At 72.4% G+C, this 14,011-nt stretch carries 13 protein-coding genes; 4 read left to right on the forward strand and 9 right to left on the reverse strand.

All coding sequences use genetic code 11. The annotated features are described in order from the left end of the window. Positions 1 to 396 (reverse strand): ADP-ribosylglycohydrolase family protein (locus AWZ10_RS43365; protein WP_167366049.1); only part of this gene is annotated, 396 nt, incomplete at its 3' end. 36 nt (positions 397 to 432) lie between these two features. Here AWZ10_RS43365 and AWZ10_RS43370 point away from each other — a divergent pair. Then, positions 433 to 1,278, forward strand: a complete 846-nt coding sequence (locus AWZ10_RS43370; RefSeq protein WP_060893909.1) for a helix-turn-helix domain-containing protein — start codon at positions 433 to 435, stop codon at positions 1,276 to 1,278. A 7-nt stretch (positions 1,279 to 1,285) separates the two neighbouring features. Here AWZ10_RS43370 and AWZ10_RS43375 read toward each other — a convergent pair whose 3' ends face one another. Then, positions 1,286 to 1,702 carry a hypothetical protein gene (locus tag AWZ10_RS43375; protein WP_060893915.1) on the reverse strand — a complete coding sequence of 139 codons (417 nt, stop codon included), beginning with the start codon at positions 1,700 to 1,702 and terminating at the stop codon, positions 1,286 to 1,288. 382 nt (positions 1,703 to 2,084) lie between these two features. Here AWZ10_RS43375 and AWZ10_RS43380 point away from each other — a divergent pair, with 382 nt between their 5' ends. Continuing rightward, a complete protein-coding gene (locus AWZ10_RS43380) occupies positions 2,085 to 2,948 on the forward strand; it encodes a helix-turn-helix domain-containing protein (RefSeq protein ID WP_060893910.1) in 864 nt (287 codons plus the stop codon). 19 nt (positions 2,949 to 2,967) lie between these two features. Here AWZ10_RS43380 and dnaK read toward each other — a convergent pair whose 3' ends face one another. The 6 genes from dnaK to AWZ10_RS43410 all read right to left on the reverse strand — a co-directional run bounded on the left by dnaK (position 2,968) and on the right by AWZ10_RS43410 (position 11,341). Continuing rightward, complete coding sequence (gene dnaK / locus AWZ10_RS43385; RefSeq protein WP_060893911.1) at positions 2,968 to 4,848, reverse strand: molecular chaperone DnaK; 1,881 nt, start codon at positions 4,846 to 4,848, stop codon at positions 2,968 to 2,970. 94 nt (positions 4,849 to 4,942) lie between these two features. Continuing rightward, positions 4,943 to 5,371, reverse strand: coding sequence for an OsmC family protein (locus tag AWZ10_RS43390; RefSeq protein WP_037704355.1), 429 nt, complete (start codon positions 5,369 to 5,371; stop codon positions 4,943 to 4,945). Positions 5,372 to 5,461: 90 nt separating this feature from the next. Beyond that, positions 5,462 to 7,273: a vWA domain-containing protein gene (locus AWZ10_RS43395; protein WP_046703034.1), complete on the reverse strand. Its 1,812-nt coding sequence runs from the start codon at positions 7,271 to 7,273 to the stop codon at positions 5,462 to 5,464. After that, positions 7,270 to 8,331 carry an ATP-binding protein gene (locus tag AWZ10_RS43400; protein WP_037704357.1) on the reverse strand — a complete coding sequence of 354 codons (1,062 nt, stop codon included), beginning with the start codon at positions 8,329 to 8,331 and terminating at the stop codon, positions 7,270 to 7,272. Before AWZ10_RS43400 ends, AWZ10_RS43395 begins: the two co-directional genes overlap by 4 nt. 113 nt (positions 8,332 to 8,444) lie before the next feature. Next, a complete protein-coding gene (locus AWZ10_RS43405) occupies positions 8,445 to 10,562 on the reverse strand; it encodes a phage holin family protein (protein WP_060893912.1) in 2,118 nt (705 codons plus the stop codon). A gap of 290 nt (positions 10,563 to 10,852) precedes the next feature. After that, entirely contained in the window at positions 10,853 to 11,341 is a 489-nt protein-coding gene (locus AWZ10_RS43410; protein ID WP_060893913.1) for a hypothetical protein, read from the reverse strand. 164 nt (positions 11,342 to 11,505) lie between these two features. Here AWZ10_RS43410 and AWZ10_RS43415 point away from each other — a divergent pair, with 164 nt between their 5' ends. Together AWZ10_RS43415 and AWZ10_RS43420 are read left to right on the forward strand one after the other, a co-directional pair. Further along, positions 11,506 to 12,279 (forward strand): MBL fold metallo-hydrolase, encoded by a 774-nt coding sequence (locus AWZ10_RS43415; protein WP_046708845.1) that lies wholly within the window; start codon positions 11,506 to 11,508, stop codon positions 12,277 to 12,279. 34 nt (positions 12,280 to 12,313) lie between these two features. Next, on the forward strand, positions 12,314 to 12,928 hold the full coding sequence (locus AWZ10_RS43420; RefSeq protein WP_046708846.1) for a DedA family protein: 615 nt from the start codon (positions 12,314 to 12,316) through the stop codon (positions 12,926 to 12,928). 102 nt (positions 12,929 to 13,030) lie between these two features. On the opposite strand, the gene AWZ10_RS43425 is transcribed toward AWZ10_RS43420, so the two are convergent. Then, positions 13,031 to 14,011: MBL fold metallo-hydrolase (locus tag AWZ10_RS43425; RefSeq protein WP_060893914.1), on the reverse strand; the 981-nt coding region annotated here is incomplete at its 5' end.

Consider the following 14,011-nt stretch of genomic DNA (forward strand, 5'->3'; position numbering starts at 1 on the left):
GTAGAGCCAGGGCTGGGCGGCGAGCCCGGAGACGGCGCGCGGGTCGGGGCCGGGCTGCCGCTGGGTGTCGAGCCAGCGGCCGTAGGCGCCCCGGACCAGCTCGGACCAGACGCCGTCGACGCCCTTGAGCCGTTCGTGCTCGTGGGCCTGGTGGAGTCCCTCGACGGTGAAGAGCGTCATCTGGGTGTCGTCGCTGACCCGCCCCACGACGCCGCCGCCGTCCGGCACGAGCCCGGTCACGCCCCGCTCGCCGTACGTGGACCGGATCTGCGGCAGTGAGGAGAACTCGACCGGATAGCCGAGCGCGTCCCCGACCGCGCCGCCCAGCAGGCACCCTCGTACCCGTGCCCGGTAGACGGCCGTCGCCTCCCAGGACGGGTTCCACGGGTTGTACACGAGCCACTCCTCGATCGCCTCGGTTACGTTCTTCGTATGACCATTGTCCCGACCGGTTCCCCGGGCCGTCCCGCCGCCCCTTCCGACCTGGGCGTGGGCCCGCTGCTGCGGGCCTGGCGGGAGCAACGGCGGGTCAGTCAGCTGGAGTTGGCGCTGCGGGCCGGTTCGTCGGCGCGGCACATCAGCTTCGTCGAGACGGGCCGCTCCCGTCCGAGTGAGGAGATGGTGCTGCGGCTCGCCGAGCACCTGGACGTACCGGTGCGGGAGCGCAACGCGCTGCTCCTCGCGGCCGGTTACGCCCCACGCTATCCGGAGACACCGCTGGACGACCCGTCGATGGCCGCGCTGCGCGAGGGCATGGAACGGCTGATCCAGGGCTACGAGCCGTATCCGGCGCTGGTGATGAACGCGACGTACGAGGTCCTGGCCGCCAACCGGGGCATCGTCATGCTGCTCGACGGGGTCTCCGAGTCACTGCTCGCGCCGCCCATCAACGCGATGCGGCTGACTCTCCACCCCGAGGGGATGGCGCCACGCATCCGGAACCTGCGCGCCTGGCGCGGGCACCTGCTGGAGCAGATGGGCCGCCAGCTCGCGCTGCGCCGCTCCGAGCCGCTGCGCGCGCTGTACGAGGAGGTGGCGGCGTACCCGCTGCCGCCGGGCACGCCCGACGAGGAACCGGCCGAGGAACCCGGTGCGCGGGCGACTGCCTACTTCGCGTTGCCGATGCGGATCGATCACGAGGGCCGGGTGCTGTCCTTCATCTCCTCGGTCTCCACGTTCAACACCCCCATGGACGTGACCGTGGCCGAGCTGGCCATCGAGACGTTCCTCCCGGCCGACCCGGCGACGGTCAAGTACCTGCACTCACTGCTGTCCTGACGCCCGCTCAGCGGCCGACCGCGCGCAGGGCGACGTACTGGACCGCAGCGAACCCGGCCACGGTCAGCGCCTGCAGCAGGGTCCACACCGCGCCCGCCGTGCTCGGCGTCAGCCACAGCACCAGGGCGACGAGGCTGAGGACCGCCCAGCCGAGGTTGGCGTCGATCACGACCCGCACGGGGAGCGCCGGCGGACGCTCGCGCGCGGCCAGCAGGGCGACACCCGCCGCGTACACCGCGAGGAAGACGCCGAGTGCGACGAGCAGTCCGGAGCCGACGCCGAGGAACCGGCCGAGAGGCCCGGCCGCGGCGAGGTAGGCGAGCCCGTTCACCCCGGTCACCACGGCGTCCACCGCCAGGAAGCGGCGCAGCATGGTCCGGGGGTCGGTGGTCCTGGCGAGTACGGCGAGCCGGGTCGTGGGCATGGTCACGGACATGGCGAATCACTCTCCGTCGAGGTGGGGATCGGTAGAAGCGGCGGGGCCGGGGCGGCGGCCGGACGGGCAACAGCGGGCGGAGCGTCCGGCGAGCGGGCGCGGGTCGCCGGGGCCGGACCCCGGACCCGAGTGCACCGGCCCGGAAGCCGGTGACCTCACCTTGCCGCGCGAGGCGTGAGGCCGTCGATTACCTCCGGGGTCATGGCACCCCGTATCCTGTGGCGTCGTCGTTGCGGGCGACCGCCAAAGACGGCGCGTCGGTCCTTCGGTGCATCCGGAATCCGGGGCGTCCCGTTCCGGTGACCCCTGTGAGATGCCCACCGGAACATGACAGACTGTTCGCACATCCCGGCGCGTGGGGAGGCGTGGCGTGAGTGAGCGGCGGCCCGCGCCCACCGTGGGTCAGGTGGTGCTCGGAAGACGGCTCCAGGAACTGCGGGAAGCCGCCGGGCTCAAGCGCGAGGAGGCGGCACGCGTCCTCCATGTCGCCCCGGCGACCGTACGGCGCATGGAGACAGCCGACGTCGCGCTCAAGATCCCGTACGTCCAGGTCCTGCTGACGACGTACGGCGTCGCCGAGCACGACGCCGCCGCCTTCGTGACGCTGGCCGAGGAGGCGAACAAGCCGGGGTGGTGGCAGCGGTACCACGACGTGCTGCCCGACTGGTTCAGCGTGTACGTCAGCCTTGAGGGCGCCGCGCATCTGATCCGGCAGTACGAGCCGCACTTCGTGCCGGGGATGCTGCAGACCGAGGAGTACGCGCGGGCCGTGATGGAGGCCGGGACCGTCGGCCGGACCGGTCCCGAGACGATCGAACGCCATGTGTCGCTGCGGATGGCGAGACAGAAGCTCCTCACCCAGGAGCAGCCGCCGCATCTGTGGGTGATCATGGACGAGACGGCTCTCGCCCGTCCGGTGAGCATCCGCTCCGAGGTGATGCGCGACCAGCTAGACCGGCTGCTGGAGATCACCGAGAAGGACCACGTCATCCTTCAGGTCTGCGAGTTCGCCAGCGGGCCCCACCCGGGCACCTACGCCCCCTTCTCCCTCTTCCGCTTCGCCGAACCGGAACTCCCCGACATGGTCTACACCGAGTACCTCACCGGCGCCCTCTACCTCGACTCCCGCACCGAGGTCGCCCTCCACCTCGAGGTCCTCGACCACATGGCCGCGCACGCGGCGTCCGCCGAGGAGACGAGAACACTCCTGAGGCGCTACCGCGAGCAGTACTGAGCGCCCGCCGGCACACCGCTCACCGTTCGCCCCCGGCCTGCGCCGCTCCCCCCTTCGGACCCTTCTCGTCGTCCACGATCTCCGCGTCGACGACGCCGTCCTCCTCGGTGGGGCCGGGCGGCGGTTCGTCGGCCGGGCCGGCGGCGGCCGCGGCCGCCGCGTACATGGCCTGGCCCATGCGCTGGCTGACGGTGGCCAGGTGTTCGGTGGCGGCGCGCACGGCGGCGGTGTCCTCGGGGGTCTGCAGGAGGCGCTTCAGGTCGGCGATCGCGGACTCGACCTCGGGGCGGCTCTCCGCGGGGACCCGCTCGGTGTTGTCGCGGAGGAACTTCTCCGTCTGGTAGACGAGTTGCTCGGCGTGGTTGCGGGTCTCGGCGGCCTCACGGCGCCGGCGGTCGTCGTCGGCGTACTGCTCGGCCTCCCGCATCATGCGGTCGACGTCGTCCCTGGGGAGGGCGGAGCCGCCCGTCACCGTCATCTTCTGTTCGCGACCGGTCGCCAGGTCCTTCGCCGACACGTGCATGATGCCGTTCGCGTCGATGTCGAAGGCCACCTCGATCTGCGGCACCCCGCGCGGAGACGGAGGCAGGCCCGTGAGGTCGAAGACGCCCAGCTTCTTGTTGTACGCGGCGATCTCACGCTCGCCCTGGTAGACCTGGATGCCGACCGAGGGCTGGTTGTCGGCCGCCGTCGTGAAGATCTCCGAACGGCGGGTGGGGATCGTCGTGTTGCGTTCGATGAGCTTCGTCATGATGCCGCCCTTGGTCTCGATGCCCAGGGACAGCGGGGTGACGTCGAGCAGCAGCACGTCCTTCACGTCGCCCCGGATGACGCCCGCCTGGAGCGCGGCGCCCACCGCCACCACCTCGTCGGGGTTCACGCCCTTGTGGGGGTCCTTGCCGGTGAGTTCCCTGACCAGGTCGCTCACGGCGGGCATCCGCGTCGAACCGCCGACGAGGACGACACGGTCGATCGCGGCGAGCTTCACCCCCGCGTCCTTGACGGCCTGGTGGAAGGGCGTCCTGCAGCGGTCGAGCAGGTCGGCGGTCAGCTCCTGGAACTGAGCGCGCGTCAGTTTCTCCTCCAGGTGGAGCGGACCCTCGGCGGAGGCGGTGATGTACGGCAGGTTGACGGACGTCTCGGAGGAGCTGGACAGCTCGATCTTGGCCTTCTCGGCGCCCTCGCGCAGCCGTTGCAGCGCCATCTTGTCGTTGCCGAGGTTGACGCCGTACTGCCCCTGGAAGCGTTTGACGAGGTACTCGACGACCCGCTGGTCCCAGTCGTCGCCGCCGAGGCGCGTGTCACCGTTGGTGGCCTTCACCTCGATGACCCCGTCGCCGATCTCCAGGAGGGAGACGTCGAAGGTGCCGCCGCCGAGGTCGAAGACGAGGACGGTCTGCTCCTCGCCCCGGTCCAGGCCGTAGGCGAGGGCCGCGGCCGTGGGCTCGTTGATGATCCGCAGGACCTTCAGGCCCGCGATCTCCCCCGCCTCCTTGGTCGCCTGCCGCTGGGCGTCGTCGAAGTACGCGGGCACGGTGATGACGGCGTCGGTGACGTCCTCCCCGAGATACGACTCGGCGTCCCGCTTCAGCTTCTGCAGGACGCGCGCGGACAGTTCCTGGGCCCGGTAGCGGGTGCCGTCCACGGAGCCCTGCTCGGGGAACCGCCAACTCGTGTCGCCCATATGGCGTTTGACGGAGCGTGCGGTGCGCTCCACGTTCGTCACGGCCTGCCGCTTGGCGACCTCGCCGACCAGGACCTCGCCGTTCTTGGCGAACGCCACCACCGACGGTGTGGTCCGCTGCCCCTCCGCGTTGGCGACGACGGTCGCCTCGCCGCCCTCCAGTACGGCCACCACCGAATTCGTCGTACCGAGATCGACCCCGACCGCACGCCCCATCGCCGTCCCCTTCCAGCAAGGTTCCGCCAAGTGTCCCCACCACCAGCACAAAACTTGAGTGGGTTCTTGTCAATGGGGCGTGCGAAGCACTCGGTCAGGCCAGCTTGGCCGAGAGGGTGATCGGTACGGCCTTGAGGGCCTGGCTGACGGGGCAGTTCACCTTGGCGTCCTCGGCGGCGGCCACGAAGGCCTCCTCGTCGAGGCCGGGCACGGTGCCCTCCACGGTGATGTGGATGCCCGTGATGCCCTCGCCCGGCTGGAAGGTCACGTCGGCGGAGGTGAGGAGCTTGGTGGGCGGGGTCCCGGCACCGGCGAGGGCGTGGGAGAAGGCCATGGAGAAGCAGCTGGAGTGGGCGGCCGCGATCAGCTCTTCGGGGCTCGTCTTGCCGTTCGCGTCCTGGGCGCGGGAGGCCCACGTCACGGGCTGCTCGGCGATGGCACCGGAGGAGTCGAAGGTGACGACACCGTTGCCCTCGAGCAGGTTGCCTTCCCAGACGGTGTGTGCGGAGCGCGTGGTAGCCACGGTCATTCCTTTCGCATGTGGTTCCCGGTTGCCGTTTCCCGGTTCCGGGTTGCCTGCCCCCATCCGATCACACTCCGGGCGGTCCGGGCCTCATCTCACCCTGAACACCGGCCCTCGCGCGGTGAACGGCAGACGAGCGCCCTGTGGAATCAGATAGGCGTGCTCACGCCGCACGCGCAGCACGTCGCACCAGCCGTCCGTGATGACGAGGACGGGAGCGCCCGGCGGGAAGTCGTCGGCCCGGTGCAGCAGGTCGATGCCCGGCTGCAACTCCGTGCCGCCGCGCCCGTGGACGCGGACGCGCCCGGCGATCTCGGTGACCGGGAGGAAGCCCGCGTCGTGCGGGGCCGCGTCGCAGAACACGACCCGGGCGGCCGGTACGTCACGGGCGGCGGCGTACGAGGCGATCGCGCCCAGCGCCTTGCCGAGCAGCGTGCGGTCCATGGAGCCGGAGGTGTCGAGGACGACACCGAAGGTGCAGCGGGCCGTCTCCTCGGGCGGGAAGTACCGTCCGGCGCGCGGGATGTCGGGGGTGGCCGACTGGCGGCGCGAGGGGCGCGCGTAGGTCCGTACGGCCTGCGGGCTGGGCACGAACTCGTCGAACCAGCGGGCGAGTCGGGCGTCCCACGGCAGCGGCGGATGACTGAGGGCGCGGATCTCCTCCACCAGCCCCGCGGGCAGGAGGCCGCGATCCTGCCGCTCGTGCAGGTCGAACCCCCGGGCGAGGCCCCGGCGGTAGAACTCGTCGAGGTCCACATGGTCACCGGGCGAGCCGAGCGGGCCGCCGAGGATGTCGCCGGCGCCCTTGCCGCGCAGGGTGGACAGCCGGCGCATCCGGCGCAGATCGCCGACGATCCGGTCGTAGACCTCCTCCGCCGACAGACCTGCCAGCTCGGGGTCGTACAGGAGTCCGTCGGGCATGGTGCCGACCTGCATCTCGCGCAGCCAGTCGTTGATGACGTAGTCGGCGGCGATGTTGAACAGGTACGGGTCGCGGGTGCCGCAGCGGTCGCCGTGGCGCAGGGCGGCGTGCAGCATCTCGTGGGCGAGGATGAACCGCCATTCCTCGTCCTCGAACTGCCGGAGCGGGTTGATGTAGATCTCTCCGGCGTCCGCGTCGACGGCCGCGACGGCGATGCCGTGGGCGTGGGCGAGTTCGACGTCGGCGACGATCCGGATGCCGGCCGCGATGCCGCCGAGCAGCGGGTAGGAGGAGATGAACCAGCTCAGCGCCTTCTCCCAGGGCCGCCTGCGGGTCGGCTCGTCGTGCAGGGACTCGCGGCGTCCACCGGCCATGTCCATCGCGGCGGACATGGTGTTGGTCAGGGCATGGGCGAAGGCGAGCTGCCGGTCCGGGGGCTGCGGCCGCCACTTGGGCCAGGTCAGGAGAAGCTGGTCGGGCTCGCCACCGGCCGTGCCGCAGCGCTCGTACGCCGCCGGGAGACCGTCGCGGCGCCAGTGGGCGGCGAGTCGCTCCTCGTCGCCGTCGGGATAGCGGCCGGGCAGGTTCTCCGGTGTCAGGCCGACGGGGAACGTGAGCAGGAAGCGGTTGACGGCCACGCAGCGGGCGGCGAGGTCGAACCGGTCGGGCTGTTCGCGCACGCCCTGGGCCGCCGGGACGTGTCCGAAGCCCAGGTGGAGGGCGGCGTGGGCGATGGCCCAGGCCCAGGCGTCGGGTGCGGCGATCCGGTCGGGGTGCGCGTGCAGCACGCCCTCGGAATCGACGCGGACCAGGCCGTCGCGGGGCGCGAGAGCGCACTTCTCCTTGCGGCATGTGTCGAAACCGACCGCGCGCAGCGCGGAGTTGCCGCGTACCGTCGCCAGCCCCGCCTCGAACGCCTCGCCGGCGAGGTCCCGTTGCGTCTTCCGCCTGCCCTTGCCCTTGCCGCCGGACGCGCTCACCGGCGCGCCTCCACCAGCCGGGGCATGTCCCGGGCCGCCTCCACGAGGAACCAGGCGGGCAGGACGGGATTGCCGTCGCTGCCGGAGGCGATGACGGTCTGGGCGACCTCGACGGAGATCTCGGCGAGCTGCACCAGCAGGGACTTGGCCCGGTACGCGGTCTGCCGCCCGTTCGCGGACATGTGCTGCTTGCTCGCGGGCAGCTCCTTGATCAGCCGGCCGCGGAAGGAGTCGGCGAGGTAGTAGAGCAGGTCGCGGTCCTCCAGGCGGTTGGGCCAGCCGGCCTCGCCCTTGAGGATCGCCTCGATACCGAACCGGCTGCGCACGATCTTGACGTAGCCGCAGAAGGCGACCGCGTGCGCGGGGGTGAGCGTGCCGTGCGCGAGGACCTTGAGGGTCTCCTCGTCGAGGTCGCGTCCGAAGGAGTGCAGCGCGTCGGAGAGCATGTGCCAGGAGCGCGGCGTGGAGAACGGCTCCTCGGTCTTCGGCGGTTTGGACCACAGGTGGTCCGGGCGGTCGGTGAGGTGGTCCAGGACCCAGGGGTGGATGCCGCTGTCCGCCGCCCACGCGAGCCAGTCCGTCGCCGACGCCTGGAGGTGGACGTGGGTGAGGCGGTTGACCAGGGCGGAGGCGATGGGGCGGGCGAGCGCGTTGTCGGTGGCGCGGTTGCCGGCGCCGATGACGATCGACCCCTTCGGCAGCTCGTAGTTGCCGATTCTGCGGTCCAGGATCAGCGAGTAGAAGGCCTTCTGCACATCCGGGGTGGCCGCGTTCAGCTCGTCCAGGAACAGGCAGTACGGCTCGTCGCGGGCGATCGCCTCCGGCGGGCAGAACACCGAGCGCCCGTCGCGGATCTGCGGTACGCCCATCAGGTCCTCCGGCGCGAGCTGGGTGCCGAGGAGACTCACGCACTCCAGGCCCAGCGACTCGGCGAAGGCCCTGACCAGGGAGGACTTGCCGATGCCGGGGGCGCCCCAGACGAAGACGGGGCGGACGGTGGCGAGGCCGAGCAGTAGTTCGGGGATGCGGGAGGGCGGGACGGTGACGGCTGCCTGCAAAGTGTGGGCTCCGGGAGGTGTTCGTGTGGACGCGCGGATGTGCGGCGTCCGGTGCGAACAGTGTGTGTCGACCGTCCTGTGAGGCGCAGCCCATTTTCCTGTGGGCCGGGTGCCTATGCGTCTGCCGGGTTCTGTTCGTCGGCGGGTGCGGGTTCGTCGTGGCCGGTCTCGCCGTTCCCCGCGCCCCTTCGGGGCGCGCCGGTGTGGGCCGGGAGCGGTACCTGGGGGCCGTTCGACTCGCGCAGCCATCGTCTCAGTACCCGGTGGATGTGTTCCGCGCCGACCAGGGGCTCGCCCTCCTCCACCGGGTCGGACAGGGCCAGGGGGGACATGAGGAAGGGGCGGGACTGGCAGCCGCCCAGGCCGCCGTGGGAGCCGATCTGTTCCTCGAAGGCGAGGACCTCGCCGTCGGCGGGGTCGTACCAGGAGTTGACCATGATGTCGGCGGTGTGCGGGAAGCCGTCCGTGCGGCGTACGGCGTCGGCGGCGCCCGGTCCGAAGTCGGCGAGGGGGCCGGGGTGTTCGTCGCTCAGCTCGCCGATCGGGATCTCCGCGCCGTGCGCGCCGAGCACGAGGCCGCCGTGCTCCTCGCTGCGGACGAGGACGAAGCCGATGCCCGGGTGGTTGGCGAGGGTGGAGAGCAGGGCCGGGTGCCGGCTGTCGATCTCCTCGCGGCTCATCCGGTGGGGGACGTCCGGGAAGGAGACGAGGCCGAGGTTGCCGGAGGCGAGGACGACCGGCTCGGAGCGGCGCGTCGGCCGGTGCTTCTCGACGCGCTCCTCGACGGGGATGCGCAGCGCGGCCCGTACCGCCGTGCGTGCCTCGGCGCCGCTGTGGGTGCGCTGGGCCCGGCGCGGCACGGGCAGGCCGCTGCCGGCGCGGACCAGGTCGCCGAGGGTGAGGCCGTAGCGGCCCAGGAAGGTCTCGCCGGGGCTCTGGCCGTGGTCGGAGAGGAGGACGATCCGGTAGGCGCGCGGGGCGTGTTCGGCGACCTGGGCGATCAACGCGAGGGAACGGTCGAGGCGTTCGAGGACCTTCGCGGCGTCCCGGCTGTGCGGGCCGGAGTGGTGGGCGACCTCGTCGTACGCCACCAGGTCCGCGTAGATCGCCGCGCGTCCCGCGAACATGTCCCCGATCACGGCGGAGACGACGACGTCGCGCTCGATGACGGTCGCGAAGGCGCGGATGAACGGGTAGAGGCCGCCGCGCTTGACGCGGGGCCGCTGCCGGGCGAACCGGGCGCGGGTGGACTCGCCGATCTCCCGCACGACGTCGGCGACGAAGGACATGGCGGTGCGGACGGCGTTGGCCGGGTCGGAGAAGTAGGCGAAGTACCCGGCGCGGGAACGGTTCCGCCGGCCCCGGCGGGCCGCGATCGACAGGACGAGCGCGAGCTGCTCGGCGCCGCCGCTGAAGAGGTTGCCGCGACTGGCGCCGTCGACGGTGAGCAGGCCTCCGTCACCGGTGCGGTCGATGGCCCGGCGCTGGAGTTCGGCGGCGCCCGAGGGCCGGTTGCAGACCATCACCTCGCGGGTGTCCTTCTCGTACCAGCGGAAGGCCGGCACGTCGTGGTTGGTGCCGTGCAGGATGCCGAGCTGGCTGGCGCCGGTCTGGCTGGACCAGTCGGTGCGCCAGGGGGTGAGCCGGTGGGTGGGCCGGGGGTGCACGGCCCCGTCCGCCGGCCGGCCGAGCCAGGTGGCGACGGTCGGCATGAGGCCCTTCTCCGTCGCCGCCTCCAGCACGTCGTGGCCGACGCCGTCGAGCTGGAGGAAGACGGTGCCGGGTCCGGCGGGCCCCGGGCCGCCGTCGGCGTTCCTGCGGCGGCGGTCGGCCAGCCGGTACAGGCGGCGCCGGTAGGCGTCGTCGTCCCGTACGGCGAGGGCACCACCCGTGGCGGAGGCGACGGCGGACATCACCGCGGCGACCACCACGGCGGTCTCGGGCGCGGCCGCGCCCTGGCCGGAGGGGTTGAGCCGCAGGGCGAGCAGGAGCAGCGAGCCGTTGAGGAAGAAGACGAGCAGGCCGAGGACGAGCGCCGGTACCAGCAGCAGCGCCCGTACGAGCAGGGGCCACACGAGTGCGGAGAGCAGGCCGAACGCGCCGGCGCCGAGGGCCGCGGTGACGCCGATCTGCGTGGCGCTCTCGCCGGTCTCGGACTGCAGCCGGAAGTCGGGCAGCGCGCCCGCGAGCACGAGCATCGTCAGTGTGGAGACCGCCCATACGGCGAGCATCCGCCAGACGCCGCTCAGTACCCTCCGCCAACGACCACCGCCCACGTTCCGGCCACCTCACGTCCTGTCGCTGGCCTCAGCCTGTCACACGGGGTGGGGGCGCCGGGGTGGCATTTCGGGGTGGCAGGGGGGCAGGAACGGGGGCACGGTCGGGGAACGGCTCGGGGCCTTCCTGTGCGTTGCGGACCGCGGGTGCGTGGGGGTCGCGTGGGCGGTCGATCGCACAGTTCCCCGCGCCCCTTGAGGGGCTCGCACGCGCCCGGCGCTCGAAGAGGCCCCTTCGCCCCGGCTCAGCGGCCGTCGTAGCCCGCCGTCGGCATGGACAGACGGCGGTGGACCCGGGCCTTCATCTGGGCGTCGTAGGCGGGTTCGGCGCAGCCGACGGTCTCGACACGGATGCCGCGCCTGGCGCACTCGGCGGTGAAGTCGTCGACGGAGGCGAGGGCGCGTTCGAGGACGCGTCGGCTGGCGGCGACGAAGAGGTCGACGAGGCCGGCGTCGACGTCGGCCCACAGGGCGCAGTGGTCGGGGCGCAGACCGCGTACGAGCAGCTCGCGCGTCACCACATAGCCGCGCTCGGCGGCCCAGCGGGCGCACATGGCGTGCTGACTGCGGGAGTCGACCAGGAAGGGGTCCGCCTCCAGTTCCTCCAGCGGTGTCAGGCTCGCTATGGCGGCGACCCGCACCACAGCCCCGCACCCGGCCGGCCCACCGCGCCTGCGAGCCGCGTCCTGGTACGCCACGCCGGAGGCGCCGCTCATGTCTCCCTTGTCTCCCATGGTGTCCCCCTCACCTCCGGATCCCGGGGCCCCTCCGGGCGGATCAAGCCGCGGACGTGGGGCCCGGTACGCCCGCCCACGGAATGATCCGCCGGACAGGCCCAGGCCGCAGACCCTACTCCAGCCCGTAGGCTCGGGGGAGTAGCGCGAAGGAGGCGAACGGAGTGCCGGTGGAGATCACCTGGTGGGGTCATGCGACCTGCACCGTGGAGGACTCGGGTACGAGGGTGCTGACCGACCCCCTGTTCGCGCGCCGGCTCGCACATCTGCGAAGGCGCCGGGGTGCGCCGCCCCCGGCGGCGGCCGCGGTCGCGGACGTCGCGCTGGTGTCGCATCTGCACGCCGACCATCTGCACGTTCCCTCGCTGGCCCGGCTCGCCCCGGGTACGCGGCTGGTGGTGCCGGAGGGCGCCTCGCGCCAGGTGCCGGGGCTGCGCAGGCTGGCGCACCTTCAGCTCTCCGAGGTGGCGTCCGGTGACGAGCTCAGGGTCGGTGACCTGGTCGTGCGTGCCGTTCCCGCCCGGCACGACGGTCGGCGGCTGCCGGTGGGGCCGCACCGTTCGCCGGCGCTCGGCTTCGTCGTCGAGGGTGAGGCGCGGACGTACTTCGCCGGGGACACCGGGCTGTTCGAGTCGATGGCCAAGGAGGTCGGGCCGGTCGACGTGGCTCTGCTGCCGGTCGGCGGCTGGGGGCCGTACCTCGGCGAGGGCCATCTGGACGCGGGGCGCGCGGCGGCGGCGCTTGCGCTGCTCGCGCCCCGGAGCGCGGTGCCGGTGCACTACGGCACGTACTGGCCGATCGGCATGGACGCTGTGCGCCCCCATGAATTCCACGCCCCCGGCGAGGAGTTCGTACGCCTTGCCGCCGCACGCGCTCCCGAAGTGACGGTGCACCGGCTGGGACACGGGGAAAGCGTACGACCGGGGGTGGCGCGATGAGACACCGGCCGGATCAGGCCGTGGAGAAGACCCGGTGAACGTCCTGGCCACCGTGAGCACTCCCGTGCCGTACGCGTCCACCCAGCAGGCGATCGGCTATCCGACGCTGTTCCTGCTGGTGCTGGTAGGAGCGCTGGTGCCGGTCGTGCCGACCGGGGCGCTGGTCAGTTCGGCGGCCGTGGTGGCGTTCCACCAGGCGGCGCCGCTCGCGCTGCTGCTGGTGTTCGTGGTGGCGTCGGTCGCCGCGTTCCTCGGGGACATCGCGCTGTACTGGCTGGGGCGGCGCGGGATGGGCTCCAAGAACGGCTCGCGCTGGCTGGAGGCGATCCGCCGCCGGGCGCCGGAGGACCGGCTGACGCAGGCACAGGCGAAGCTCGACGACCACGGGGTGGCCGTCCTGGTGCTGTCCCGGCTGATGCCGGCCGGGCGCATCCCGGTGATGCTGGCCTGCCTGATGGCGAAGATGCCGCTGCGGCGGTTCGCGCGGGGGAATCTGCCGGCGTGCCTCGCGTGGGCCGTGACGTACCAGTTGATCGGCATTCTGGGTGGGTCGTTGTTCGAGGAGCCGTGGGAAGGGGTGCTGGCGGCGGTCGTGTTGACGTTGCTGATCAGTGTGGTGCCGGGTGTGTGGCGGCGCGTGGTCCGCTGAGACCTCGGGGCCCGGTGTGCGTTGCGGGCCGCGGGTGGGTCGTGGCCGGTCGCGCCGTTCCCCGCGCCCCTCTCTCAGGGGCGCGGGTGCTCCACGGCCGAGTCAGGGCAGTACCCGGGACCCGCCCACAGGCAGGTCCCACAGGTTCTCCCGGGGCAGGCCTGCCGCCGTCCACGCCGACCGCACCCGCGCCAGGGGTTCCAGGACCGGTTCCGCCGACAGGACGAACGTGGCCCAGTGCATGGGGGCCATGCGGTGGGCGCCCAGGTCCTGGAAGGCGCGGACCGCTTCCTCCGGGTCGCAGTGGACGTCGCTGAGCCACCAGCGGGGGTCGTAGGCGCCGATCGGCAGCAGGGCGAGGTCGATGCCGGGGTAGCGGCGGCCGATGAGGGAGAACCAGTGGCCGTAACCGGTGTCGCCGGCGAAGTAGAGACGCTTGCCGTCGGGTGCCGTGAGGACCCAGCCACCCCACAGCGTGCGGCAGGTGTCGGTGAGGGTGCGCTTGGACCAGTGGTGGGCCGGTACGAAGTCGAAGCGGACGCCGTCGAGTTCGGCCGCCTCCCACCAGTCCAGCTCGGTGACCCGGCCGAACCGGCGCCGCCGGAACCAGCGGCCGAGTCCGGCGGGCACGAAGACCGGGGTGTCGCGCGGGAGTCTCGCCAGGGTGGGCGCGTCGAGGTGGTCGTAGTGGTTGTGGCTGATGACGACCGCGTCCACGCGCGGCAGTGCGTCCCAGGCGAGTCCGACCGGGGTGATCCGGGCCGGGGTGCCGAGGATCCGGCGGGACCAGACGGGGTCGGTGAGGACGGTGAGCCCGCCGACCCGCACCACCCAACTCGCGTGCCCCGCCCAGGAGACGGCGACGGTACGCGCGTCCACCCGGGGCAACGGGCCGGGCTCGTACGGCAATCGCGGGATGTCGGCCAGTCCCTCTGCCCCCGGCCGGACGGAACCCTCTCGGGCGAACCGGGCGAAGGCCTTCAGTCCGGGGAGGGGGGTGGTCAGCCGGTCGGCGAAGGACCGGGGCCAGCACCGCCGCTCGCCGAGCGGGCGGGGCTCGGCGAGCGGCGGGGGCGCGAGGGG

Origin of the sequence: Streptomyces europaeiscabiei (assembly GCF_001550375.1) — a bacterium.
Lineage (GTDB): Bacteria > Actinomycetota > Actinomycetes > Streptomycetales > Streptomycetaceae > Streptomyces > Streptomyces europaeiscabiei.